This is a genomic window from Saccharothrix sp. NRRL B-16348, assembly GCF_001280085.1.
Lineage (GTDB): Bacteria > Actinomycetota > Actinomycetes > Mycobacteriales > Pseudonocardiaceae > Actinosynnema.
Genome location: NZ_LGED01000195.1, coordinates 76,561 through 99,228, shown reverse-complemented (window position 1 = coordinate 99,228; position 22,668 = coordinate 76,561). Strand labels below are relative to the sequence as shown.

Annotated in this window: 14 protein-coding genes; 6 read left to right on the top strand and 8 right to left on the bottom strand. The window is 73.4% G+C overall.

From position 1 onward, the window contains the following. Positions 1 to 233: 233 nt before the first annotated feature. The 4 genes from ADK67_RS19060 to ADK67_RS19045 all read right to left on the bottom strand — a co-directional run bounded on the left by ADK67_RS19060 (position 234) and on the right by ADK67_RS19045 (position 3,395). On the bottom strand, positions 234 to 1,508 hold the full coding sequence (locus tag ADK67_RS19060) for a ThiF family adenylyltransferase (RefSeq protein WP_082403580.1): 1,275 nt from the start codon (positions 1,506 to 1,508) through the stop codon (positions 234 to 236). Then, a complete protein-coding gene (locus ADK67_RS49105; RefSeq protein WP_053717782.1) occupies positions 1,484 to 2,002 on the bottom strand; it encodes a hypothetical protein in 519 nt (172 codons plus the stop codon). Before ADK67_RS49105 ends, ADK67_RS19060 begins: the two co-directional genes overlap by 25 nt. A gap of 7 nt (positions 2,003 to 2,009) precedes the next feature. Beyond that, positions 2,010 to 2,978 (bottom strand): hypothetical protein, encoded by a 969-nt coding sequence (locus tag ADK67_RS19050; RefSeq protein WP_053717781.1) that lies wholly within the window; start codon positions 2,976 to 2,978, stop codon positions 2,010 to 2,012. Between the two features lie 153 nt (positions 2,979 to 3,131). Then, entirely contained in the window at positions 3,132 to 3,395 is a 264-nt protein-coding gene (locus ADK67_RS19045) for a hypothetical protein (protein ID WP_053717780.1), read from the bottom strand. 208 nt (positions 3,396 to 3,603) lie between these two features. Between ADK67_RS19045 and ADK67_RS19040 the strand changes: the two genes are divergently transcribed. Continuing rightward, positions 3,604 to 4,203 carry a response regulator transcription factor gene (locus tag ADK67_RS19040; protein WP_053717779.1) on the top strand — a complete coding sequence of 200 codons (600 nt, stop codon included), beginning with the start codon at positions 3,604 to 3,606 and terminating at the stop codon, positions 4,201 to 4,203. Positions 4,204 to 4,214: 11 nt separating this feature from the next. Here the strand turns inward: ADK67_RS19040 and ADK67_RS19035 are convergent, their stop codons facing one another. Then, on the bottom strand, positions 4,215 to 7,094 hold the full coding sequence (locus ADK67_RS19035; protein WP_053717778.1) for a tetratricopeptide repeat protein: 2,880 nt from the start codon (positions 7,092 to 7,094) through the stop codon (positions 4,215 to 4,217). A gap of 137 nt (positions 7,095 to 7,231) precedes the next feature. Beyond that, positions 7,232 to 13,540 carry a tetratricopeptide repeat protein gene (locus ADK67_RS19030; RefSeq protein WP_053717777.1) on the bottom strand — a complete coding sequence of 2,103 codons (6,309 nt, stop codon included), beginning with the start codon at positions 13,538 to 13,540 and terminating at the stop codon, positions 7,232 to 7,234. Between the two features lie 179 nt (positions 13,541 to 13,719). Here ADK67_RS19030 and ADK67_RS19025 point away from each other — a divergent pair, with 179 nt between their 5' ends. From ADK67_RS19025 to ADK67_RS19015, 3 genes are all read left to right on the top strand, one after another. Further along, positions 13,720 to 14,409, top strand: coding sequence for a response regulator transcription factor (locus ADK67_RS19025; protein ID WP_053717776.1), 690 nt, complete (start codon positions 13,720 to 13,722; stop codon positions 14,407 to 14,409). Continuing rightward, a complete protein-coding gene (locus ADK67_RS19020) occupies positions 14,406 to 15,836 on the top strand; it encodes a sensor histidine kinase (RefSeq protein ID WP_053717775.1) in 1,431 nt (476 codons plus the stop codon). Before ADK67_RS19025 ends, ADK67_RS19020 begins: the two co-directional genes overlap by 4 nt. Before the next feature lie 106 nt (positions 15,837 to 15,942). Next, entirely contained in the window at positions 15,943 to 16,527 is a 585-nt protein-coding gene (locus ADK67_RS19015; RefSeq protein ID WP_053717774.1) for a M15 family metallopeptidase, read from the top strand. 27 nt (positions 16,528 to 16,554) lie between these two features. On the opposite strand, the gene ADK67_RS19010 is transcribed toward ADK67_RS19015, so the two are convergent. Further along, complete coding sequence (locus tag ADK67_RS19010; RefSeq protein WP_157620582.1) at positions 16,555 to 17,331, bottom strand: hypothetical protein; 777 nt, start codon at positions 17,329 to 17,331, stop codon at positions 16,555 to 16,557. A 144-nt stretch (positions 17,332 to 17,475) separates the two neighbouring features. On the opposite strand from ADK67_RS19010, the gene ADK67_RS54700 reads away from it, so the two are divergent. Together ADK67_RS54700 and ADK67_RS19000 are read left to right on the top strand one after the other, a co-directional pair. Then, positions 17,476 to 19,980, top strand: a complete 2,505-nt coding sequence (locus ADK67_RS54700; protein WP_053717772.1) for a hypothetical protein — start codon at positions 17,476 to 17,478, stop codon at positions 19,978 to 19,980. Positions 19,981 to 20,143: 163 nt separating this feature from the next. Then, a complete protein-coding gene (locus tag ADK67_RS19000) occupies positions 20,144 to 21,568 on the top strand; it encodes a WGR domain-containing protein (protein ID WP_053717771.1) in 1,425 nt (474 codons plus the stop codon). Between the two features lie 206 nt (positions 21,569 to 21,774). On the opposite strand, the gene ADK67_RS18995 is transcribed toward ADK67_RS19000, so the two are convergent. Next, positions 21,775 to 22,644 carry an LLM class flavin-dependent oxidoreductase gene (locus tag ADK67_RS18995; RefSeq protein ID WP_053717770.1) on the bottom strand — a complete coding sequence of 290 codons (870 nt, stop codon included), beginning with the start codon at positions 22,642 to 22,644 and terminating at the stop codon, positions 21,775 to 21,777. Positions 22,645 to 22,668 lie beyond the last annotated feature (24 nt).

The window sequence follows — 22,668 nt, the reverse complement described above, 5'->3', positions numbered from 1 at the left end:
ATATCGGGAATGGTGGATACCGCGGCCACGCCGCGAGGTGGGGAACCCGGTGACACGACGGGAAAGGCGACAAGCCACGTCCGGCCGCGGTCAGTGAACTGGCACTGTCCCGGGGATCTGAAGAGAATTCCGTGGGTGGGGCTGGAGCCGCCTACGTCCACGAGAACGAGATGTCACGCAGCATAGCCGTAGTTGTCACGGACGCGCAAGCGCGTCCCGTGTGGACGACCTCTTCAGGCCGGTCCGCAGGTCGAACAGCCTGCTCGGGGCGGTGTCGCGGAGTGCCAGCGCACCTCGCCTGCCCGGATCAGGTCGTAGGGCGCGGCCCAGCCAGGCTCAGGCCTCAACGCCAGAACCGCGTGTTCCCCGGCGAATCGCTGGTCGTGCTGCCCTTTGCCCTGCAGGTGGGTCGCGACCGCGAACTTCGCCGCGAACTGGCCGACCAGGTGGAGGTCCGAGCCCACCGCCGTCATCGGGTGTCCGGCGGAGCCGTACCCGGCGTCCGCGTGGAGGTCGGGAAGCAGACCGCCCGCATCCGCCAACGCCTCCGTCCGGCACGTCAGGCAGCCGTGATGGGGCCACGGCCACAGGCGGACCACGTCACCGTAGGCGCCGTCGGCGAGGACGCACGACAGGATCGCGGGCTTCCCGGCGCGTCGCGCCAGGTGGCTGACCACCCGACGAGGAGCCACGCCGTCCGCGGCGCACACGATCACGTCCACATCGGGCAGCAGGTCGCGAATGTGGTCGGCGTCCTCCACCACGTCGTGGCCGTACGCGTTGACCTTCGTGTCCGGGCGCAGCAGTTCGAGGTCGGCCCGGATCGCCTCGGCCTTCATCCTGCCGACGTGCCGGGCGCCGCAGACGTGGCGTGGCAGGTTGTGCCAACGCAACCGGTCCGGGTCGACGAGGTCGAGGGTGCCTGCTCCCGCGGTGGCGAGCGCGAGCGCGGCCGCGCCGCCGATGCTGCCCAGACCGACCACCAGGAACCGTGCCGCACCGACGATCCCCACCGGCCAGTGCGACTCCAGCAGGGCTGTGCCCGCCTTCTCCCGCTGGACTTCGAGGTCCAGGGGCAGCACGCCGGCGGGAGTCACGCGCCAGGCGGCGAACTCGGGTGTCGCCCACTGACGGTGCCGCTCGTCGAGGTCCGGCGCATGGGTGATCGCGAGGTACGTGACGCCACCTGGTTGGCGAAAGCCCGGGATCATCCCGGCGAACTCGTCGAAGGCGATCACACCTCGTTTCGCCGAGCAGTGCAGCCACCAGTGGTTGACGTCGGCCGCTACGCGGTGCCAGGTGCAGTTCTGCTTGGCGTCACCGACGTTCAGGTAGTGCAGCCGATCCACGATCCCCACCGGTCGAGGGAATCCGCGCCCGTCCGACACCGCGATCACCACACCCACCCCGTCCGCGTCGGACGTCCGGGTCGTGACGAAGCCCCAGCCCGTGCCGGCGCGGATGGCCGCAGCGCCCTCCCTGGTCAGGAGGATGACGGAAGTAGACATGCGACGGCCTCCACCAAGTGGTCGTGGACCGGGTCGTCGACGATCCCGTTCTCGCTCATGGACTTGATCGCACGGGCGGTCATCAACGCGTACTCGACGCGCCAGCCGGCGGCCTTGAGCAGAAGATCCACAATGGACTCACGCCCGGTCCACAGTGCCTCGGATCGGAGCAGGCACAGGCTGCCGTCACCCTGCAAGTGCCAGTCGTGCCGCATCCGGAGGTTCACCTCGGGGCTCGGAGCCAGCGGGAAGACGCGAGGCGGCACCATCGGGTAGCTCTGCCGGTAGCGGAGGTCGAGCAGCAGACCGCTCCCCTCCGTCAGCGCGTCCAGTCGTTCGGGTGGAGGTCGGTCGAAGGGCCAGTCGGGGAGACGGCCGTGCCACCGACCCGCCGGCTCGGACTCCAGGTCGAGCACCAGCTCGGGGAACTTCTCGGCCAGTTCCCGACGATCCCGATCCAGCCGGTCCGGGTCGGACTCCCACCACGGGGTCACCGCGCATTCACCCCTGCGGTCGGTTGATCATCGACAGTGTGCTGAGCGCGGCCGATGCGGTGGACGTCGTCCGGCTTTTCAAGGCCGGGGCGGGGAATTCCGGCCCCAGGACCCTGCCCCACAGCACGAGGGCCTCGTCGGTGTCCCCCCGTCGTGCGGCCACCTGAGCGGACGCCGCGATATCAGCGGCTTCCTCGAGCGCGGTCCGCAGGGCGCCGACGTCGAGGTCGGGTTGGATGGGACCGCAGAGGCCTGCCGGGTCCTCGATCGGCAGGTTGACCTGGGTGGCCGCCGCTTCGAAGAAGGTGGCCAGCGCATCGGCCCTGGTCGACCCGTCGGGCAGGTACTCCCAGGCCAGCACTTCCATCACCAGGGACCTGATCTTCACGGTCCCGGTGACGGACAGGCGCCACGCCTTGAGCACGCGGACCATGTGTCGGTAGTGGCCCCAGTTCTCGTGACGGCGTTGGGCGCACTCGATGAGGTACTCGGGGTTCGCGGTGATCCAGCAGCTCGCCTCGACGTCCGGGATGTGCAGCGCGTCGGCGGACTGCCGGATCACGGGCATGACGTCGACGGTGAAGGCTTCCGGGTCGTCGGGGTCGTCCACGAAGCACTTCGCGGCCCGGTTGCGCCCATCCGCACGCCGCACCAGCTCGGCGAACGTGCCGTCGGGATCGCCGAGCAGTGCCTTGCACCTCGTGCGCGCGTGCTCGACGGCCTCGCCCGCGGAAGGGCCGGGTTGTCCCCAGTCAGGGTGATCGACGAGGTCGTATTCGATCACCATGTCCACGTCGTGCACCGGGTCCAGCTGCGTCGAGCGACGCAAGGAGCCGGACAGCCACGCCTTCCGCACGTCCGGTTCGGACTCGAACGCCGCCTTGAACGTCGCGGCGCGTTCCCGCGCCACCTTGACCAGCTCCGCGTCGGCGTCCACTGCGCGCTGGTACTCGTCGAACGCTGCCTCGATGTCCACCTGTCACCCCCTGGCCCTGTTCACGTTTGACACATGGCCGCACAGTAGCGAGGGGCACCGACAATTTCCGGAGGGCTCGACCGGGGCACGGCTCGCCGGTGTCTGCGCGGTCGTCCTGGGTGAGTCGCCGAGGTGTTCCGGCACGGGTGGGCGCTAGCGGCGCTCTCGGGCCTTTTCCTGCGTCAGCACGAACCGGACGAGTGTGAGCGGGATGTCGTGCCGGCGGTGGGTGTTGCGGAAGTGGGCGTGGATGCGGTCCGGGCCCCACTCGCGGTGGCGGTCGGCGTGGTCCAGGATCAGGGTTCGGACCGTCTTGGACGGTGGGGGCGGTGGCGCCACGCGGTCGGCCGGGCGGTCCTCGGGCCGGATGTCGAGGTGCACACGGTTGCCTGTGTCGTCGTCGTAAGTCATGAGCATCGCCCCCTCCTCACGACGCTACGAACCGGTGCTCCCGCGGGTCCATGACGGATCAGGTGGCAGGGTGCCGACCCGTGCCGGCGTGACCCTGACCGGAGTGCTGCACCTCCCCGCGCCGGAGCGGGATGATCTCCGGGCGGTTGCCGTCCGGCGCCGCCGCCCACCGTCCGGGCGCGGGACGTAGGCGGGGAAGGAATCGTCTGTCACCGTGGTCGTCCGCGTCGCGGTCGTGGATCCGCTGCCCGTGTTCCAGCAGGGCGTCTCCGCAGTCCTGGCCGGCGCGGGCTACGCGGTCGAGACGCCGGCGGACGTGGTGGCGTGGGTGCGCCGCTCGACGTCGTCGGTTGTGCTGCTGACGGTGCTGTCGGAGGACGACTGGGACGTCCTGAGCCGCCTGTGCGGCACGCTGGGCGCCCAGGTCGTCATCGCGGTCCTGGACGGTGACCCCGCCGCGTCGGGAGCCAGGGCCGTGCGGCTCGGCGCACGGTCCGTGCTGCCGCGCTCGGTGAGCGTGGACGCGCTCCGGCAGACGGTGGACGCGACGATCGGTGGCCAGGCCGTGATGCCGGCCGCCGTCGCCGCCGCTCTCGCCGCCGGCTCGCAGACGGACGCGCACAGCCCGCTGTCGGCCGACCAGTTGTCCTGGCTGCGCGACCTGGCGGGCGGCACGACCGTGGCACGGTTGGCGAGCCGGGCCGGCTACTCCGAGCGGGCGATGTTCCGGCTGTTACGGGTGCTGTACCGGCAGATGGGCGTGAGCGGCAGGCTCCAGGCGGTCATGCGGGCACAAGAGCTGCACTGGTTGTGAGCGAACGGGTCTCACAACACGTCGAGCACCGGCCGCAACGCGCCGGCCCCGTCGAGTTGCTCGACCATGAACCGCAGCCGACCGACCAGTGGTGGCGTCGGCGGGGTGAGCAGCCTGGCATCGGCGAAGTCGGCGACGGCCGCGCCGAGGTCGTCACCGTTGTGGAGGTGCAGCCCGCACACCGCGAACCCGCGCAGGTCCCGGGCGGCGAAGTCCCGCTCGTCGCGCGCGATCCGCTTCTCCGCCTCGCCGAACAACCGGCGGAACGCCTTCGACGCCGCCCTGCGGTCCCCGGTCCGGTGGGCCGTCAGCGCGAGGAGCGCCTGCACGATCAGCGACCGGTGCTTGCGGCGGTACGGTCGGGCCAGCTCGACCTCGGTCCGGGCCCGCTCGACCTCCCCGGAGTGGAGGTAGAGCAGGCACAGCGTGGTCCGCGCCTCCAGCAGGATCACCGGATCACGCTGCCGCAACGCCAGGTCGACCGCTCCGAGGGCCGACGCCAGTGCCAGCTCCCGCTCGTCGCGGTAGTGCTGCGCGACCGCGAAACCGTTGAGGTAGGCCGCGCGCAACGGCACGGCGCCGTCCGCGGTCGACGTGGTCCGCGCCAGCTCGACGAACCGGTCGGCGCCCGCCCTGTCCCCGAGTTCGGCGAGCCACCGGGCGAGCTTGAGGGCGATGGTGACGGTCCGGGACGCGGCGAACGCCCGGACCTCGTCCGCGTCGCTCCGCCCGGCCGCGTCCAACGCCAGCTCGGCGTGCCGGATCGCCTGGTCGTAGCGGCCTTGGCGGCGGTGGCAGTCGGCGATGCCCTCGGCGGTGGCGATGTCGATCTTCGGATCGAGCAGCCGGTCGTTCTCCGCCCGGGCGAGTTCGAAGTAGCCGCGGGCACGCTCGGTCTCGTTCATCTCCCAGTACAGCCCGGCGAGGTTGGTGTGCAGCCGCGCCGTGCTCAGGGCGTCCTGTTCGGCGTGCGCGATCCTCAGCGCGTCCCCGAGGCACTTGCCCGCTTCCTCGTACTTGCCGCGCGACCGGTAGATCTCGACGAGCGCGTTGAGGTTCAGCTTCTCCCAGTGGAGGTCGCCGCCGAACTTCCCGACCAGCTTCTTGCGCCGGTGGAACAGCAGGTGGCGACAGTTCCACTCGCCGAGGATGTCGTGCAGCCCGTGCATCGTCTCGACGGCCGCGCCGAACTCGCCGGCGCGCAGCAGCGCGTCCACCTCCGCGAAGTACACGCGCAGGTCGCCGATCTCGCGGGGTTCGGGGTTCCGAAGCGGCGTCAGGTGGTCGGCCGCGAGGACGTACAGCGGCCGCGCCCGCTTGCGGGGCAGTGCCGCCATGATCAACCGGCCGTCCTCGGAGGGCAGGAAGTACCGGTCGTGCTCCGCGCGGTGGACGATCCGCCGGGCGACGAGCGCGTCCAACTCCTCGCTGATCACGTCCGCCCCGGCGCCCTTGACCATGCCGGCCACCGTCTCCGCGGGAACCGGTGTGTCCAGTGCCGCAAGGGCTTCGATGACCCGTCGTCGTACCGGACTCGTCCCCTCGACCAGGAGGTGGGTGAGTTCGTCGGGCACGGCCTTGGCGTCCAGCTGCCGCAGGTGGGCCGTCAACGAGGGCAGGTCGAACCGGTTGTCCTCGACGACGGCGACCGCGTGCGCCAGCTCGCCCAGCCTGGGGATGCCCCGCAACCGGCCGTAGAGCGCGCGGCGGTCGGCCACGGACAGGCTGCCGAGCTTCCCGCTGTCGACGGGGTCGAGCGCGGCGAGGTAGGTGAAGAAGTAGGGCTCGGGCAGCCTGCCCAGGGTGATCGGCTCGGCGTTCGGCCACGTGCCGCCGTTCGGCGAGACCGGCTCACGACGGCTGACCACCAGCACGGAGACGCGGTGCTCGTACCCGGTCGCGAGCATCTCCAGCGCCTCGTCCAGGTCGGGGTCGGCGAGCTCGCCGTCGGCGTCGAGGAGGTTCTCGGCGGAGTCGACCACGAGGACGACCCTGGATCCGCCGAGCCGGCGCAACGCCACCTCCAGCCGCACGAGCGACGACTTGCCGGTCGACCGGTGCGGGTCCGGGCCTCCCTCCAGGTGGTCGACGAGGGTCGCGACGTCGAACACCGCGCCGGGCCGCGCGTCGTGGCGACCGATCCGCAGCAACGCGCCCTCGGCCCGTTGCCGTTCGAGGTCCGCCAGCACCGCTTCCACGAGCTTCGTCTTGCCGATGCCGCGAATCCCTTGCAGCACGGTCACGCCCCACGGGCCTTCGGTGAGCCGCTTCCCCAGGTCGCGGAGGTGGTCGTGCCGGTCGACCAGCCCCGTGTCGGTGGACGGCGCCCGCGGCGGTTCCTCCGCGCGGCCGAGTTCGGCGAGACAGTCCTCCAACTCGGCCTTCGACGCCTGCGTCCTGCCCTGGCCGTCTCCGAACGCGACGAAGGCCATGAGGAGGCCTGCCTTCCGCTCCAGTTCCGACCTGTCCTGGAGGAGGTGCTGCCGCCCGTTGTGGAAGACGGTGATCTTCTTCTTTTCCTCGCTGACGACCGCCACCGGGTGACCGGTCTCGCTGGAGAACCTCTCCGCGCTGTTGTGCCTGGTCCCACCGCCCGTCGCCTGAGTGGTCGGCGAAGTGCGCAGCTCCGTGTGCTTCCGGACGATCCGATTCAGGTCGGCGTCGAGCACCGTCGCGTTGTCGTCCCGGGCGGCACGGAGGATCGCTTCACCGGTGAGGGGCTGGTCGACGACGTCTCCCCTGTCGAGCTGCGACTGGTGGCACGGACCGCAACCCAGCACGACCATCGTGCCGAGGCCGTTCTCGCGGACGAGTTCGAGACCGTCGCGCAGCGGACGGCCGAAGGTCAACGCGTCGCGGAACCTGTCGGGCAGGTCCCGGTACTCGGCCATCGCCCCTCCGCGCGTGCCACGTTCTCCGCACCCGGCAGGCGACCCTGCCGCCGAACGAGCCGGGAACACAGGCTCGCACCGGGCCCGGGCACCGGCAAGGGCCGAGCGGGTTGTCCCGTGGTTGGGAACGGGGGCGCTCAGCCGGGAAGGGCCGTCCGCTCGCCGTCCGGGTCGAACTCGGCGATGCGGGCGCGGACGCGGTCCAGGGCGGGGTCGTCGGGTGGGAACAGGGTCAGGGCGGAGTGGAGCGTGGTCAGGCCCGTGTCGACGTCGCCGGACAGGCACTGGGCGTACCCCATGTCGCTCAACGTGAGCGCGCGGCCGTAGTGGTCGCCGAGTCGGGCGCGTTCGTCGTGTGCCAGGCGGTACAGGTCCAGCGCGGTGTCGAACCGGCGCGCGTCCCGGTGCACGTTCGCCGCGTTGGTCCGGGCCCACGCCAGGCCCCGGCGGTACTCGACGGCCTCGAACTCGGCGATCGCGTAATCCGAGTGGCGCAACGCGTCGTCGAGGCGGCCGGCTTCCCGGTGGATGCCGCTCAGGTTGTTGTGGATGACGCCCGCTTCCTGGCGGTCGCCCGTCCGCTCGGCCGCGGCGAGGGCGCGCAGGCACAGGTCGACGGCCTCGTCGTGCCGGCCGCGTTCCCGGCACGCCTGCGCGTACCGGCTCGCGACCCACGCCAGCCCGCGGTCGTCGTCCAGGTCGGTCCAGATCGCCATGGCCTCGCGGAAGCGCTCCTCGGCCGACTCGTGGTCGCGGCGCTCCCGGTGCGCGACGGCGAGCCTGCCGAGCAGGTTCGCGACGCCGTGCCGGTCGCCGTCGGCCGTCGCGGACGCCAGGCCGGTGACGTGGGTGTCGATCCAGTCCTCCCACGCCTTGGTGCGGTAGAAGAACTCGAACAGGGTCGCGGCCAGCCGCCACGCCAGGTCGTGCTCGCCGAGCCCGGCCGCCTGCCGCACGCACGCGACGAGGTTGACCTGTTCGGCGGCGAACCACGCGGTCGCCTGCGGGACGTCGGCGAACTCCGCGCCCGTGCCGGGGACCGCCGGCACCTCGGGGTTCGCCGCGTCCAGCACGGCGTCGGCGTTCGCGGCGCTCACCAGGTACCACGTCAGCACGGCACGCACCGCGTCGCGCCGGACGGCGTCGTCCTCCTCCTGTCGCACCCGTTCGGCCGCGAAGTGCCGCAGCAGGTCGTGCATGCGGTAGTGGCCCGGTCGCACGAGTTCGAGCAGGTTGGCCTGGCGGAGCGCGTCGAGCGCCCGGCGCGCCTTCCCCGTGCCCAGGCCCGACAGCACCCCGGCGGCCTCCACGCCGATGGTCGTGCCCGCGAACAACCCGAGGAAGCGGAACACCCGGGCCGGTTCGGGCGCCAGGTGGCGGTAGGAGACCGAGAAGACGGACCGGAGGGCCGAGGCGTCGTCGTCGGTGTCGAACAGGTCGAGCACGTCCGCCTCGCGCGTCAGCTCGGCGACGAACTCGGCGGTGGTCGCGTAGTAGCCGCTCGCCAGGCGTTCGGCGGCGATCCGCAACGCCAGCGGCAGGTACCCGCACCACCGGGCCAGGTCGGCGGTGGCGGTGTCCGCGGGCTCGGCGCCGCCGTCCCGGACGAGCAGCGAGACGGCCTCGTCGGGCGGCAGCGGGTCGAGGTCGATCACCGCGGCTCCCTCCCTGACCACCAGGCCTCGCAACGCCGAACGGCTGGTGACCAGGACGACGCTGCGACCACCGGGCAGCAACGGCCGCACCTGGTCCGCGGTCACGGCGTCGTCGAGCACCACGAGCATCCGGCGGTCGCGCAGCGCGGTGCGGTACACCGCCGCCCTGCTGTCCAAGGTGTTCCCCGACGCGCGGCCGGACAACCCCAGGGCGGTGAGGAACGCGTCGAGCACCTCCCCCGGTTCCGCAGGTGACCCGGCCGGGTGGAAGCCCCGCAGGTCGGCGAAGAGGACGCCGTCGGGGAAGTGGTGCTCGTTGAGGTGCGCCCAGTGGACGACCACGGCCGTCTTGCCGACGCCGGGGAGCCCCACCACGCAGTGGACCGGTGGCGCGTCGGGCGTGAGCACCTGCGACAGCCGGGCGAGCGCGTGGACCTGGTTCACGAACCCGCGGGGCGCCATGGGCAGCTGCCGCGGCACGGGTGGCGGCGCGGGCGCTTCGGCGGCGATGACGACCGAGCCGATCGAGCCGGCCTGCACGACGGTGTGCGCGACGCCGGAGAAGTCGTTGTGGCTGCTCGGACCGCCCGCCTGCACCGTCGGCGCGGCGACGGCCTCGCCCGGAGCAGGCACGGTCGCCTCTCCGGGAACCGGAGCCTCTTCCGGAGCGGGCACCGTCCTGGGGAGCGGTTCGAGCAGGCCGGGCAGGGAGCCGCTGGCCGCGGCACGGGAACGGATCCTGATGTCGTCGTGGATCTGCTGTGCCACACCGTAGGGCAGGTCCTCGTCCAGCAGCGCCGCCAGGTTCTCCCGCAACGCGGCGAAGTTCTCCTGCGCCGCCGCCGTCACGAGCAGTCGCGCGTGGGTCTGCGGCATCGTGGGCGCCTGCGCGAGCAGCTCGCGTTGCAGGCCGGGCCTGGCCGCACGCATGATCATCCGGATCGGGGTGCGCAGCTTGTTGGCCAGGCGGTTCTCCTGCTTCGGCTGCAACGGCACGTCCCGCACGACCCCGGTGACGCCCAGCAGGAGGTCGGCGGCGGCACGCGGCGCTCCCTGCCCCGCGAGCCTGCTGATCAGGTACCCGAGCACGGCCAGGTTGTCGGTGGTCGTCGGCGCCGCCGCGGCCGTGGCCACGACCTCCCGCGCGTCGACCTCCGCGGTGGGGCGGCCGACGCACGTCAGCCTCAGCCAGGCGGCCCTGGCGATCACGGCCACGTGACCGGGTTCGCCGTCACGCGCCGACACCACGGCCCCGGCGTCGACCCGGAACAGGTCGCGCAGCAGGCGGTCCGTCGCGTCCAGCCGTGCCGGGTTCCGCAGGGCGACGTCGACGGCGAGGTCCAGGATGTTGCCGCGCGCGGCCTGCGCCGGGGTCGCCCGGAACCGCGCGACCAGCTCCTCGTGCTCCGGCTCGGGCACCGCGCCCACCTGGTGCAGGCGGCGCCAGAGGCTCGCCGCGTCCCGTTGCGCCGCACCGCCTCCGCCGAAGAGCAGGTCGACGAGGTGCGTGAGCCGGGCGGAGTGGGCGCGCAGCTCGTCGAGCAGGCCGCCGGTGAGGTCGTCGACCACCTCGGAGAACGGCGCCGCGGACGTGCGGCGCACGCTCTGCTCGATCAGCAGCGGCAGCAGCCGCGGGTCGGCGCCCAGGTGGCGCACGGCGTCGTACCCGGCGGTCTTGAGCCCCGTCTCGGACAGCACGCCCGGGTCGGCGGCGACCAGCTCGAACGCCTCGCCCGCGACCGGGTGGCCGCCCACCGCGGCGGGCACGAGCAGGACGGCGAGGTGCTCGTCGGACAGCCAGTTCGGCGCCTCGCGCGCGGCCGGGACGTCGGCCAGCAGCGCGGCCAGGCGAGCGGCGGGCAGATCCGCATCGTGCAACGCCTGGCGCACCACGTGGGCCAGGCGCTGCGGTCCGGCGGCAGGCTGGTGACCGGGCGCGGGCAGGCCGTCGAGCAGCCCCAGCAGGAACGGTTCCACGGCGGCGGCGGCGGAACCCGTGCCGTCGGCGGCGAGCAGCGGCGCGAACAACGAGTGGGCGAGCGCGAAAGCGCCGTACCCCGGCACGGCGGCGAGTCGCTCCACGGTCCAGACCGCGCGCGCGGCGTCCAGCACGTCCCACTTGACCAGGTGCGAGATCGCGTGCAACTGGGCGTTGGCGAGCACGCTGTAGTAGTCGGCGTCGAGCCGTTCGCACAGGTCCTCGACGAACGCGGGCCACCACTGGTCGGCGGCCTCACCCGCGGTCAGCCGGTCCCGCCAGTCCAGCGCGATGATCCGCCCGAGCGCGCGGCGGACTTCGCCGGCTGCGGCGTCGTGGTCCTCCTGCGCCCGCAGGACCCGGGCTTCGACCGCGGTGGCCGTGTCGGGTGAGCCGAGTCGCGCCCAGTGGTCGGCCAGCACGTCGAGGAGGTGCAGCGGGAGGGTGCGGTGGGTGTTGCGGGCGAGCATGGCGTCGAGCAGGGCGAGCAGTTGGGCGCGCGCCCACTCCGGGTCGGCTTTGGCGGCGACCACGAGCACGCGGGCGACCAGCTGCACCATCCGCGCGGGCGAGTCCTTCCAGCTCAGGGCCACGGTCACGCAGTCCAGTTCCCGCAGTGCCGAGACGACGACGGCGGGGTCGCGCGCGCCTAGCCGCTCCAGGGACAGCAGCACCGACTCGCGCGCGCCGACACTGCGCTGCCACACCTTGACCAGCATGTCCACCTGGTGGCCGACGTCGGCTTTCAGCACCGTCGGCACGGTTTGCGCGTAACGGCGCAACGCCGCCTCGTCCACCGCGTCGACCAGCCGCTCGGTGGTGGCCTGGAGCGACGGCTTGTGCGCGAGGACGCCCAACGCGATCCGCTGCAACGCGGGCGTGCCGTCGGTGGCGATGCCCTCCAGCAGGGACACGGCGGCGGGCGACACGACGGGGTCGTCCAAGGCCAGGATCAGCGCCTGCTCGACGACCGCGCCGACGAACAGGTCGTCCGGGCGTGCCTTGAGGTGGTCGACCAGGAAGGTCAGCGCCGCGTCGCCGTCGCGGTCGAGCAGGCCGACCGCCGCGGCGTACTCGAACATCGTCTGGTGGAAGAACCGGACGGCCTGCTCGGAGCGGACGAGCACGCCGCGCCGGGCCAGCCCGGTGATGCCCTCGGCGATCTCGGCCGTCACCGCGGCGGCGTCGCGCTCCGCCCGGCGCCGACCCGCGGCGACGGTGGCGGCGGACCGGCGCAGCGGTGGTTCGCCCAGTTCGGTGCGGCCGGCGGCGAGCAGCGCGATGGCGGTGTTCTCGGCGACCTCCGTGAGGTCCGCGCCGTCGTCCAGACCGGTCTCGCCGCGCCGGTCGGTGTGCACGCGCCGTTCCCAGTACATGCGGTAGAGGCTGGACACGTCGTGCTCCAGCGACGGGAAGTCGGGCTGGTAGAGCTCGAACAGCAGGCGCAGCTTGAGCGGGTTCAGCACGACCTCGCGCACCGTCAGCCCCCGTGCGGCGGAGTCGACGATGGCGGCGACCTGCTCCGCCGGACCGCCCGCGGCGGAGTCGGGGCAGAACGCGGCGACGTGCTTGGCCACCGCCACCGGCAGCTCCGCGTCGTCGTACGGGCGCAGGACGACGCCCCGGAACGACGCCTTGGGCAGGGACTGGGCCTCCTCCGGCCGCGAGGTGAGCACGACCTGGCCGCCCGCCTCGGCCAGCGCGTCGCACAGGTCGAGCACCTGCCGGCGGTGCGCCTCGTCGTGCAGCAGCAGGTCGACGGTGTCGACGAGGAAGACCGCGACGCGGCCGCGACCACGCGCGGACTCGGCGGTGGCGCGCAGGTCGTCCACGCCGAGCAGCGCGGGCGCACCGCGGCTCCCGGTCAGCCACGGGGAGTTCAGCAGGTAGGGCACGAGCACCGGGTCGTCCCGCAAGTCCTCGTGCAGGCCCCACAGCAGGCTGCTCTTGCCTTCACCCGGCACGCCGCTCACCAGCACCGGCTTGTCGTAGCCCGCCGGGGCGAGCAGGTCGCGGACGGCGTCCTGCTGGGTCCGGCGCACGTACAGGCCGGTGCTGAGGCGGTGGTCGCCCTCGAACTCGCGGCTGCTCGACAGGTCCAGCTCCACCGCCAGCCGGTCGGACAACGCGCGCAGCCTGCGTTCCGCCGCCGTGGGGCCGTCGGGTGCGGTGAAGGTGGAGGTGCCGAGGTCGGCGGGGACCTCCCACTCGACGCCCAGCTCCGCCGCGATCAACGCGCACTCGGTGTGCAGCGCGCGGCCCGGGGCGCCGAGTTCCACGAGGTGTTCGCCCACTTCGGCGAGCACGGCCCGCAGCCGGTCTTCACCGCTCGCCTGCCGCTCACGGCGGCTCAGGGCGGAGCGGAGCCCTGCCATCAGGTCGCGGATCTCGTCACGCAGTTCGTCGCGGGTGCGCAGGAGGTACTTCCGCTCACCGTGGAAGACGGTGATGGTCTGCCGTTCCTCGCTGACGACCGCCACCGGGTGGCCGGTCTCGACGGAGAACCGCTCACCGTTCTTGTGCCTCGTCCCGCCACCCGACGCGCGCGTGGACAGCGACGTGCGCAGCTCCGTGTTCTTCCGGACGATCCGGCCCAGGCCGGCGTCGAGCACCGTCGCGTTGTCGTCCCGGGCGGCACGGAGGATCGCCTCGTCGGTGAGCGCCCGGTCGACGACGTCTCCCCCGTCGAGTTGCGACTCGTGGCACGGACCGCAACCCAGCACGACGATCGTGCCGAGGTGCGACTGCCCGCGGACCAGTTCGAGACCGTCGCGCAGCGGACGCCCGAACGCCAAGGCGGCGCGAAGTCCCAACGGAGGCTCTTGGGGCGGCAGCGACAAGCAGACCTCCGTGCGCGGCTGGTGCCGACAGCATAGCCGGCCCGGCGTCGTGCCACTGCCGTGCCGCGGCGCGGTGTGACGGTGGGCTGTTCGGCTTAATCGCTGGTATACCGTTGGGCGAGGGGTCCGGTCGACAGCGAGGAGTCCCAGCGGTGCCGCGGTTGTTGCTCGTGGAGGACGACGCGACGTTGGCCGAGGCGCTCGCGCGGGCGTTGCGCGGACTCGGGCACGAGGTCACGGTGGCGGGCAGCGGCGAGCAGGCCCTGGAGGTCCTGGGCGAGCGGCGGGCGGCCACGGACCTGGTGCTGCTGGACGTGATGCTGCCCGGTGTCGACGGGTTCGAGGTGTGCCGCCGCATCCGCGCCGACGACACCGTGCCGGTGATCCTGTTGACCGCGCGCGGTGACGCGGTGGACGTCGTGGTCGGGCTGGAGGGCGGCGCGGACGACTACGTGGTGAAGCCGGTCGAGCCGCGGGTGCTCGACGCCAGGGTGAAGGCGATCCTGCGCCGGTCCGCGCCCGCACAGCCGCCGAGGCCGCACGTGCACGCCATCGGCGACCTCGAACTCGACACGGCCGCCATGGCGGTGACCCGGGACGGCGTCGAGCTGAGCCTCACGTCGACCGAGCTGCGGCTGCTGGTCGAGTTCGCCGAGCACGCGGGCCAGGTGCTGAGCAGGCAGGCGTTGCTGAAACGGGTGTGGGACTACGGTTTCGCGGGCGACTCGCGCCTGGTCGACGCCGCCGTGGCCCGCCTGCGGGCGAAGATCGAGCCCGAACCGGCCAACCCCGTGCTGCTGCGCACCGTCCGGGGGTTCGGCTACCGCCTGGTCAAGCCGTGAGGTGGCGGCCGAGCCTGCGCGCCGCCATCGTGCTGACCGTCGCGGCCGTCAGCCTCGTCACGACCGCCGCCATGGCGTTGACGACCTACCAGCTCCAGGCCGGCTCGGCCCGCGAGCGGTTCACCGCCTCCGCGCAGGCCGCGTTCGACTCCGACGCCCAGCAAGCGCACCAGTTCCTCGTCCGCGGCGCCGGGTTCGAGTCCGCGGTGGGCGGTGTGGCCGAGTACATGCGCGCCCGGCTCGGCCTGACCTGGGCGTTGGTCAACTTCACGCCGACGTCCGGCCCCGTCTCCACCGCCGAGGACGGCCGGTACGTCCCGGTCGCCGGCACGGGCGGGTCGTTCGCCGGGCAGCTGCCGGTGTCCGAGGTGGACGCGGCGCGGGACCGCCGGGGCTCCGTGCGCTACACCGCCGACACCCCGGACGGACCGCAGCTCGTCATCGTCGGCGAGGTCGAGCCGGGGTTGCTCCTCGCCGAGTTCTACAACGCGCGCAGCATCGACCGCGAGCTGGCCGGCCTGCGCGACCGGCTCGCGGTCGTGGCGGCGGTGATCGCCCTGCTCGGCGGCGCGCTGGGCGTGCTGGCGGCACGGGCCGTCCAACGCCGGGTGCGCACCGCCGCCGTCGCCGCGCGCAGGTTCGGCGACGGCGCGCTGGACACCAGGCTGCCGGTGCGGGGGCGGGACGAGCTGGCCGACCTCGCCGGGTCGTTCAACGCGATGGCGCAGCGGCTCGGGGAGTCCATCGAGCAGCTGCGGCTCAAGGACCGGCAGCAACGGCGGTTCGTCGCGGACGTGGCGCACGACCTGCGCACGCCGTTGGCGTCGATGGTCGCGGCCGCGGACGGCCTGCACAGCCCGGACGCCGCGGACCGCGCCCGCTCCGCGGAGCTGCTCGGCGGCCAGGTGCGGCGCCTCGGCGCGCTGGTCGAGGACTTGCTGGAGGTGTCGCGGTTCGACGCGGGCGCCGCCGAACTCCGGCCCGAGGCCGTCGACCTCGAAGCGCTGGTCGCGGACGCCGTCCAGGTGAGCGCGCCGGACGCGGACATCACCGTCCGGCGCACCGGGGACGTCGCCCTGTTCGGCGATCCCCGCCGCCTGCACACGATCGTGCGCAACCTCGTGACCAACGCCGTCCGGCACGGCGAAGCGCCGGTCACGGTGACCGTCGACGGCACCGCGCCCGACGCCGTGCGCGTCACCGTCGCCGACTCCGGACCCGGCCTGCCCGACGAGCTGGCACCGGTCGTGTTCGACCGCTTCGTGCGCGGCGACCGCGCCCGCAGCCGCACGGAAGGCAGTGGCCTCGGCCTCGCCATCGCCCAGGAGAACGCCCGCCTGCACGGTGGCCGCCTGGACGTCCGCAACGACGACGGCGCGGTGTTCACCCTCACCGTGCCGCGAGGTGAGCCGCCGCTCGTCGACTGATCGGCGAGCCGCTGTCACACAACGCGCACACAACGCGCATGGGCCCGGGACATCGCGCGGGCAGTGTCGGACGTGTCCGGATCCGGCACTACCAGCGAGGAAGAACATGGTCTGCCAATCGGCACGCGCACGGGTGGACGGCGACCGGCGATCGGGTCGGCGGGTGGTGGCGGCGGTCTGCGGGATCGTCGTGGCGCTGTCCGCGTGCTCGGCGGGGGTGGCGGTCGACCCGGCCGGGCACGCCAAGGGCCGCGCGGAGGAGGACGGCAGCATCCCCGACCACACGAGCATCTCCCCCGACGACTCCGGGCACGCCGCCATCGCGAAGCTGGACCCAGACCTGCTGGCGGCGGTGCGGAAGGCGGCGGCGGACGCGCGGGCGGCCGGCGTCGAGCTGAGGGTGACCTCGGGGTGGCGGAGCAAGGCCTACCAACAACGCCTGCTCGACGAGGCCGTGGCCACGTACGGGAGCCTCGAGGAGGCGCGGCGGTTGGTCAGCACGCCGGAGAAGTCGGCGCACGTCACCGGCAAGGCCATCGACATCGGCCCGACCGACGCCGCCGACTGGCTCGTCCGCAACGGCGCGGACTACGGCCTCTGCCAGACGTACGCGAACGAGATGTGGCACTTCGAGCTGTCGACCGAACCGGGTCGCGAGTGCCCCGTGCCGCGCAGCGACGCGGGCGGCTGACCGACCGCCGTCACCGATCGACAACCGTCATGAAACGGCCAGCGCGGCTTCGGCGCTGCACGGCTTCTCCATGGGCCCCAGCTCACGCCAGTTGAGCGACCACACCCGGACCGCGCCGCCGACGCGACTGCCCATCACGCACTGCTTGCCGTCGCCGCCGGTGTTCGCGGACAACGCCACGCCGACATCGGAGCCCCGGACGTGGACCAGCACCCTCGGCGGGATGCTCGCGAGGTTCGTCTCCGGGTCCACCTTCGGTGCGGGCAGACCGGCGGCCAGGGCGGCGCGCACCTCGGCCTCGCCGGGCGCGGCGGGCAGCGCGCCGAGGGTGGCTTCCAGGGCCGGGGTGAAGTCCGGCGTGATGCCCCGCTTCGGCAGGGGTGGCGGCGTGATCGGGGTGGCGTTCTCCGGGCAGGTGACGCGGGACGGCTCCGCCATCACGCCGTAGTAGTTGAAGTCCACCTCGTAGCAGGCGTCGACCGCCGGGGTCTGCTTCCAGCCCGAGTCGTACGCGTCGTGGTGGATCCGCCAGACCAGGCGTGCCATCGGCTCTTCCGGGCCCTCGTGCGGCAAGTCCTCGGCCACCAGGACGCTGAAGCCGGCCGACTTGCCGAGCGGCGTGGCCAACGCGGCACGGGCGAGACCGGCCGCGTCCGACTGCCTCGGGTAACCGATGGCGTCGGCCAGCGTCTGGGACTGCCGAGCCGTGTCCCCCTCGACCGCGCCCGAACCGCTCAGGAACCCGCACGAGGTGAGCAGCAGACCCGCGCACGCGACCGTCACGACCCGTTGTAAGGGGACCATGTCCGCCACGCTAGCCGCGCCGGTCGCCGGGCCGCATGAGTAGTTCCACACAGGGGCAGCGCCGACTGCCCCTGTGGACGCCCTCGCGGTCCTGACCCCGGACGCCCGCCGCGTGCTGACGTTGGGTCGACGCCAGGAGGGTCGATGCGACGCCACCGAGAGTCGTCCCAGCCGTCCGACGGCACGCGGCCCGCACCGGTCGCCGTCCGCCGGGGCGCCGGCCTGCTGGTGCTGCAGCGCTCGGCGGGCAACGCGGCGGTCGCGTCGCTGTTCGGCCCACCGACCGCCCGGCACGACGTCGAGCCGCCGCCCGAGGTGGCCGTCGAGATCCCCGACCGCGGCACGCCCGGCGACCTCGTGCGAGAAGCCGACCAGCGCGAACTGCTCGTGAACGAGGCCGCCGAACGCGCCGCGACCCGGGTCGACGAGTCGGTCGTCGCCCACCGCGCGCGGATCGCCGCCACGGCGGACGCGCAGGAAGCCACCGCCACGGCGGCGCTGCGCACGTTGCGCACGTCCGTCGACGCCCAGTCCTCGGCCCAGGCCGCCGCGACCCGGGCCGCGGCGGCCGGGACGCGTGCGGCGATCGAGGCCAAGGCCGCGGCCACCACGACCGCCACCCGAGCCGGGGTCGACGCCTTGGGCGACGAGGCCCGCGCCACCGGTGAACGGGAGGCCGGCCGCGCCGTCCAGGAGTCCCCCGGTCCGGAGTCGGCACGTCCCGCCGCAGGCTCCGCCGAACCGGAGGTCGCGGCCGGGCAGGAACGCATCGCGCAGGCCGTGGCGGGCAAGGCGCGCACGGAACTCGCCAGGTCCGGCGACCAGGCCGCGGGCCAGGTCCGGGCCGGGGTGGCGGCGGCCAGGACCAGCCTGTACGAACCGGCGAAAGCGGGCGCGGCGGAGCAGATCCGGACGGGCGCGCGTGAGGCGGACCAGGCCGTCAGCGAGGGCGCGGCGGCCACGACGACCGCACTGCGCGCCACCGCCACGCGTGCCACCGAGTCGGCCGTGGCGGGGCACCAGCGGTTCGTGGCGGCGCTGCGGGCGGGACGGCGGACCGCCGAGGCGGACCTGGAGGCGTGGGCGGCGGAGAGCCGGACCCGGTTGCGCGAGACCGCGACGAGGCTCGGCGCGAACCTGGTGGCGCAGGCACGTGCGCTGGCCGGGCTGGTCGCGGGCGCCGGGCACGCGCCCTCGGCCGGCGAACAGGCCCTGGCCGCGGTCCGCACGGCCGGTGACGAGTTGGCGCAGGGCATCGGGGACGCCGCGGGCGGGCTGGAGGAGGGCGCGGGACGGCTCGCGACCGACCACGGGCAGGCCGTCGGCGGTGTCGGCGAGCAGGCCGCCGCGGCGCTCGGTCGGACCGGCGAGGCGGCGGGCGCGGCACTGCGGCAGGGCGCCGCGGCGTTCACCGGGCAGGCGGACCAGACCCGGGACGCCGTGGCGGGCGAGCTGGACCGCCTGCCCGCCAGAGCGTCGGAGGCGTTGGCCGCGAAGCACCGGGAGGGCGTGGCCGGGCTGACCGGCACCGTCGACCGGGCGGGCGAGGCGCAGCGGACGTGGGTGTCGGACGCGCGGTCGCGCGGCGAGGGCGGCGCGACCCGGTTCGAGGGCGAGGCCGAGCGGCTCGCCGCGCAGGCCCGCGACCAGCAGCCGGTGCAGCGGTGGTTCGCCGAGCTCATCGGGTCCATGCGGTCGTGGCTGCGGGACAAGTGCGGCGACGTCCTCGGCGGCATCCTGTCCGGGCTGATCCTGTCCATCCCCACGATCCTCATCGGCGTCGGGCTGCTGATGGCGGGCCCGATCGGGTGGGGCGTGCTGGCGGGTCTGCTGGTCCTGGGCGCCGGGTTGGGCATCTACGGGCGCTGGCAGGAGTTCAAGGCCGACCACGGCGGGAACGGGCCGGGCTTCCTCGAAGGGCTCGGCCTGGTCGGGCTGGGCATCGCCGACCTCACCGGCATCCCGTACATCGTGGAGGCGGCCGTCGGGCGGCGGGCGTTCTCGCCCACCGAGATGACCCCGTTCGAGCGGTGGGAACGGGGCACGCAGGGCGTGGTGAACCTGGCGCTCGTGGTCGCGGGCGGGGTGAAGAAGCTGTTCTCCGAACGCGCGCCCGTCCGCGAACCGGTGCGCACGCCGGCGGACGTGCCGCCGGAGCCCGTGCCGCGGCCGCGCGTCGACCCGCACACCGTCCCGATCGCGGGAGAGAACAACAACGCCAGGTTCGAGGCCGCGCGGCAGATCATCCTCGACCTGCCGCCCGCCGACCGCGCCGCCGCGACCCGGGTCCTGTTCGCCCGGCTGACCGAGCTGAGCGGCAACTCGTGGAACTTCCGGGCCACGCCGACCAGGGGCGGTGGCGTCCACTTCACCGGCGAGGGCGCGCCGTTCATCTTCGCCGTCGACGGCGCGGGCAACGTGTTCCAGGGCAAGATCGGCCCCGGCACCATCACGATCCACCCGGACCGCACGGTGACCATCGACTACAACACGCTCCGGCCGCTCAACCCCGAACCGCCGCCGCCCCCGGCGCCCGTCCCTGCCCCGGCCCCGGTTCCCGCCCCGGTCCCGACCGGCTCGCCGCTGCCACGCATCCCACCGCACCTGCCCGCGCCGCCGCACGAACGCGAGCCCGAACCGGTGCCGTGACCCGCCGGACAGTCCACTGAGGACGGACCATCGCCGACCGCGATCACCCTCGACGACCGGTCGGCCGGGCGCCCGTGATCACGGGCGGTTGATCGGTCGGTCGCGGAATTGTCGGTGTCGCTCGATAGCGTGCTCCCAGATCACGTGATGAAGGAGCGAACGCATGTCTGCCACGACGTACCTGGAGCTGTCTGAGGCCGACGGTGGCGCGCACAAGTTCTACGAAGTGCGGGTCGACGACACCGAGGTCACCATCACCTACGGGCGGATCGGGGAGCAGGGGCAGGTCAGGAGCGCCACCTTCGCCGACCACGCCAAGGCGCTCAAGGCCGCCGAGAAGAAGATCGGCGAGAAGGTGCGCAAGGGCTACGCGCCCGCCGTCAAGGGCATGCGCCAGCGCCGGTCGGTGAGCAGGCGGCAGATCGTCAGCACCCGCTCCACCGCCACCCAGGCGCCGGTGCTGTGGCGGTTCGCGTCCGGCGCGCCGGCGTTCGGGATCTTCATCGGCGAGGACCGCGCCTGGGTCGGCAACGAGGACGGCGACGTCTACACCCTCACCCACGACGGCCAGGTCACCGGGCGGTTCGGGTTGCCCGACGCGGTGAAGTGCATCGTGGCCGACGACTTCTGGATCTACGCGGGCTGCGACGACGGCCAGGTGTACGACCTGGGCGCCAAGGTGCCGCGGGTGGCGTACGAGATCGCCGAGGACGTCGACATCTACTGGCTCGACATCCACGACGGCGTGCTCGGCGTGTCCGACCGGCAGGGCCGGGTGACCGTGGTGGACCACGAGGACGAGTTCCAGTGGTCGGTCCCGGCCAGCGGCGACAGCGCCTGGATGGTCCGCTGCGCGCCGGAAGGCGTGTTCCACGGCCATTCCCGGGGCGTCACCCACTACACCGGGCGCGGGCACCGGGCGTGGCACGCCGACACCGTCGGCTCGGTGCTGTTCGGCTGGCAGGAGCGCGACGCCGTGTTCGCGGGCACCAGTCGTGGCCGGGTGCACCGGTTCGCCAAGTCGGACGGGCGCATGACCGGCGACTACCGCTGCGACGCGGCCGTGTTCTCCTGCGCGACGTCACCCGACGGCGAGTTCGTCTTCGCGGGCGACAACCAGTCCTCGGTGTACTGCTTCGCCGCCGACGGCACCCGGCTGTGGAAGCTCGCCACCGGGTGCGGTTCGGCGTTCTCCATGCAGTACCGCGACGAGCGGCTCTACCTGGTGACCACGGACGGTTCGCTCGCGTGCCTCGACGCCAGCCCGGCCGCCGTGCGCGCGGCGGAGCAGGGGCAGTTGCCGCAGCGCCAGGACATCAAGGCCGGCGCCATCGCCCGCGTGGAGGCGACCGCGGAGGTCGAGGTCGTGTCGCACGCCGCGCCGGGCGAGGGCGTCGTGGTCGAGTGCGTGCAGGAGGGCGGTCGGATCAGGGTGCACGTCGTCTCCGACGGCTACGACCGGTCGTGGGGCGTCCAGTTCCCCAAGAACATCCGCGTGCCCGGCGCCCGTTACCTGGTCACGGAGGTGGTCACGTCGGCAGGCGGCTCGTTCTACCGGACGCGCGGCGAGATCAAGCGCCTGCGCTGAACGCCCACGCCGGCGGCGACCGATCGACGCGGTCGCCGCCGGCGTGCGGTCGGAGGGGTCGGACAACCACGAGTCGGAGAACGGCGGTGGGTCGTCCGACGTGACTCCGGGGTGTTGCGCCGACCAGACCAGCCTGCCTACCTCGCCGCCCGAGAACGACTTGCGGTCCGGGGTGGGCGTCCCCACTCGCCCGCACGCCACGGCGGTCAGCGGAGGGCTTCGCGGACCGCCGGGACCACTTCGGCGGCGAACGTCGCCAGTTGCCGTTCGTGGTCGTCCGCCGGCCAGTAGACGAAGCCGTTCATGCCGTGCTCGGTCACCAGGGCGACGAGCCGGTCCACCCAGTGGGCGACCGGACCGCGGAACGCCTCCACCTCCGAGGGCTCGATCAGCCCGGAGATGTTGTAGACCTTGCGGATGGCCGCCGGGTCCCGCCCGGCCTCGACCGCCGCGTCGTCCACCCGCCGCACGGCGTCGCCGAGCCGGTCGAGGCCGAGGAAGGCGTGCGAGGGCAGCCAGCCGTCGGCTCGCGCACCGGTGAGCGCCAGCATCCGCGGACCGTAGGCGCCGAGCCAGAGGCCGAGGTCGGCGCCGGGTCGCGGTCCGGGGTGGACGCCCGCCAACGCGTAGTGCTCGCCGTCGACGCGCGCGCTCCGCTGCCCGCTCCACATGGCCCGGATGACCTCGATCGCCTCCGCCAGGGCGTCCACGGCCTCCCGCGGACCGCGACGTGGACCTCCCATGGCCCCGACCGCCTCCCAGAACGCGCCAGCGCCCAACCCCAGCCGCACTCGGCCTCCCGTGAGCAGGTCGAGGCTGGCGGCGGATTTCGCGAGCACCGCGGGCGGCCGGAGCGGGAGGCTCGCCACGGTGGGCACCAGGATCACCCGTTCGGTGCGCGCCGCCAGGAAGCTCAGCAACGTCCAGGTGTCGTAGAACGCCTTCTGGTACGGGTGGTCCTGGATGGTGGCCAGGTCGAGGCCGAGGCGTTCGGCGGCGAGCGCCGTCCGCTCGGGTCCGTCGACCGGCTCCCACGTCGGGTCGACGTTGGCGCCGAAGAGCACCGGCAGGTCCATGTCTCCTCCTCCTGCGTGACGGTT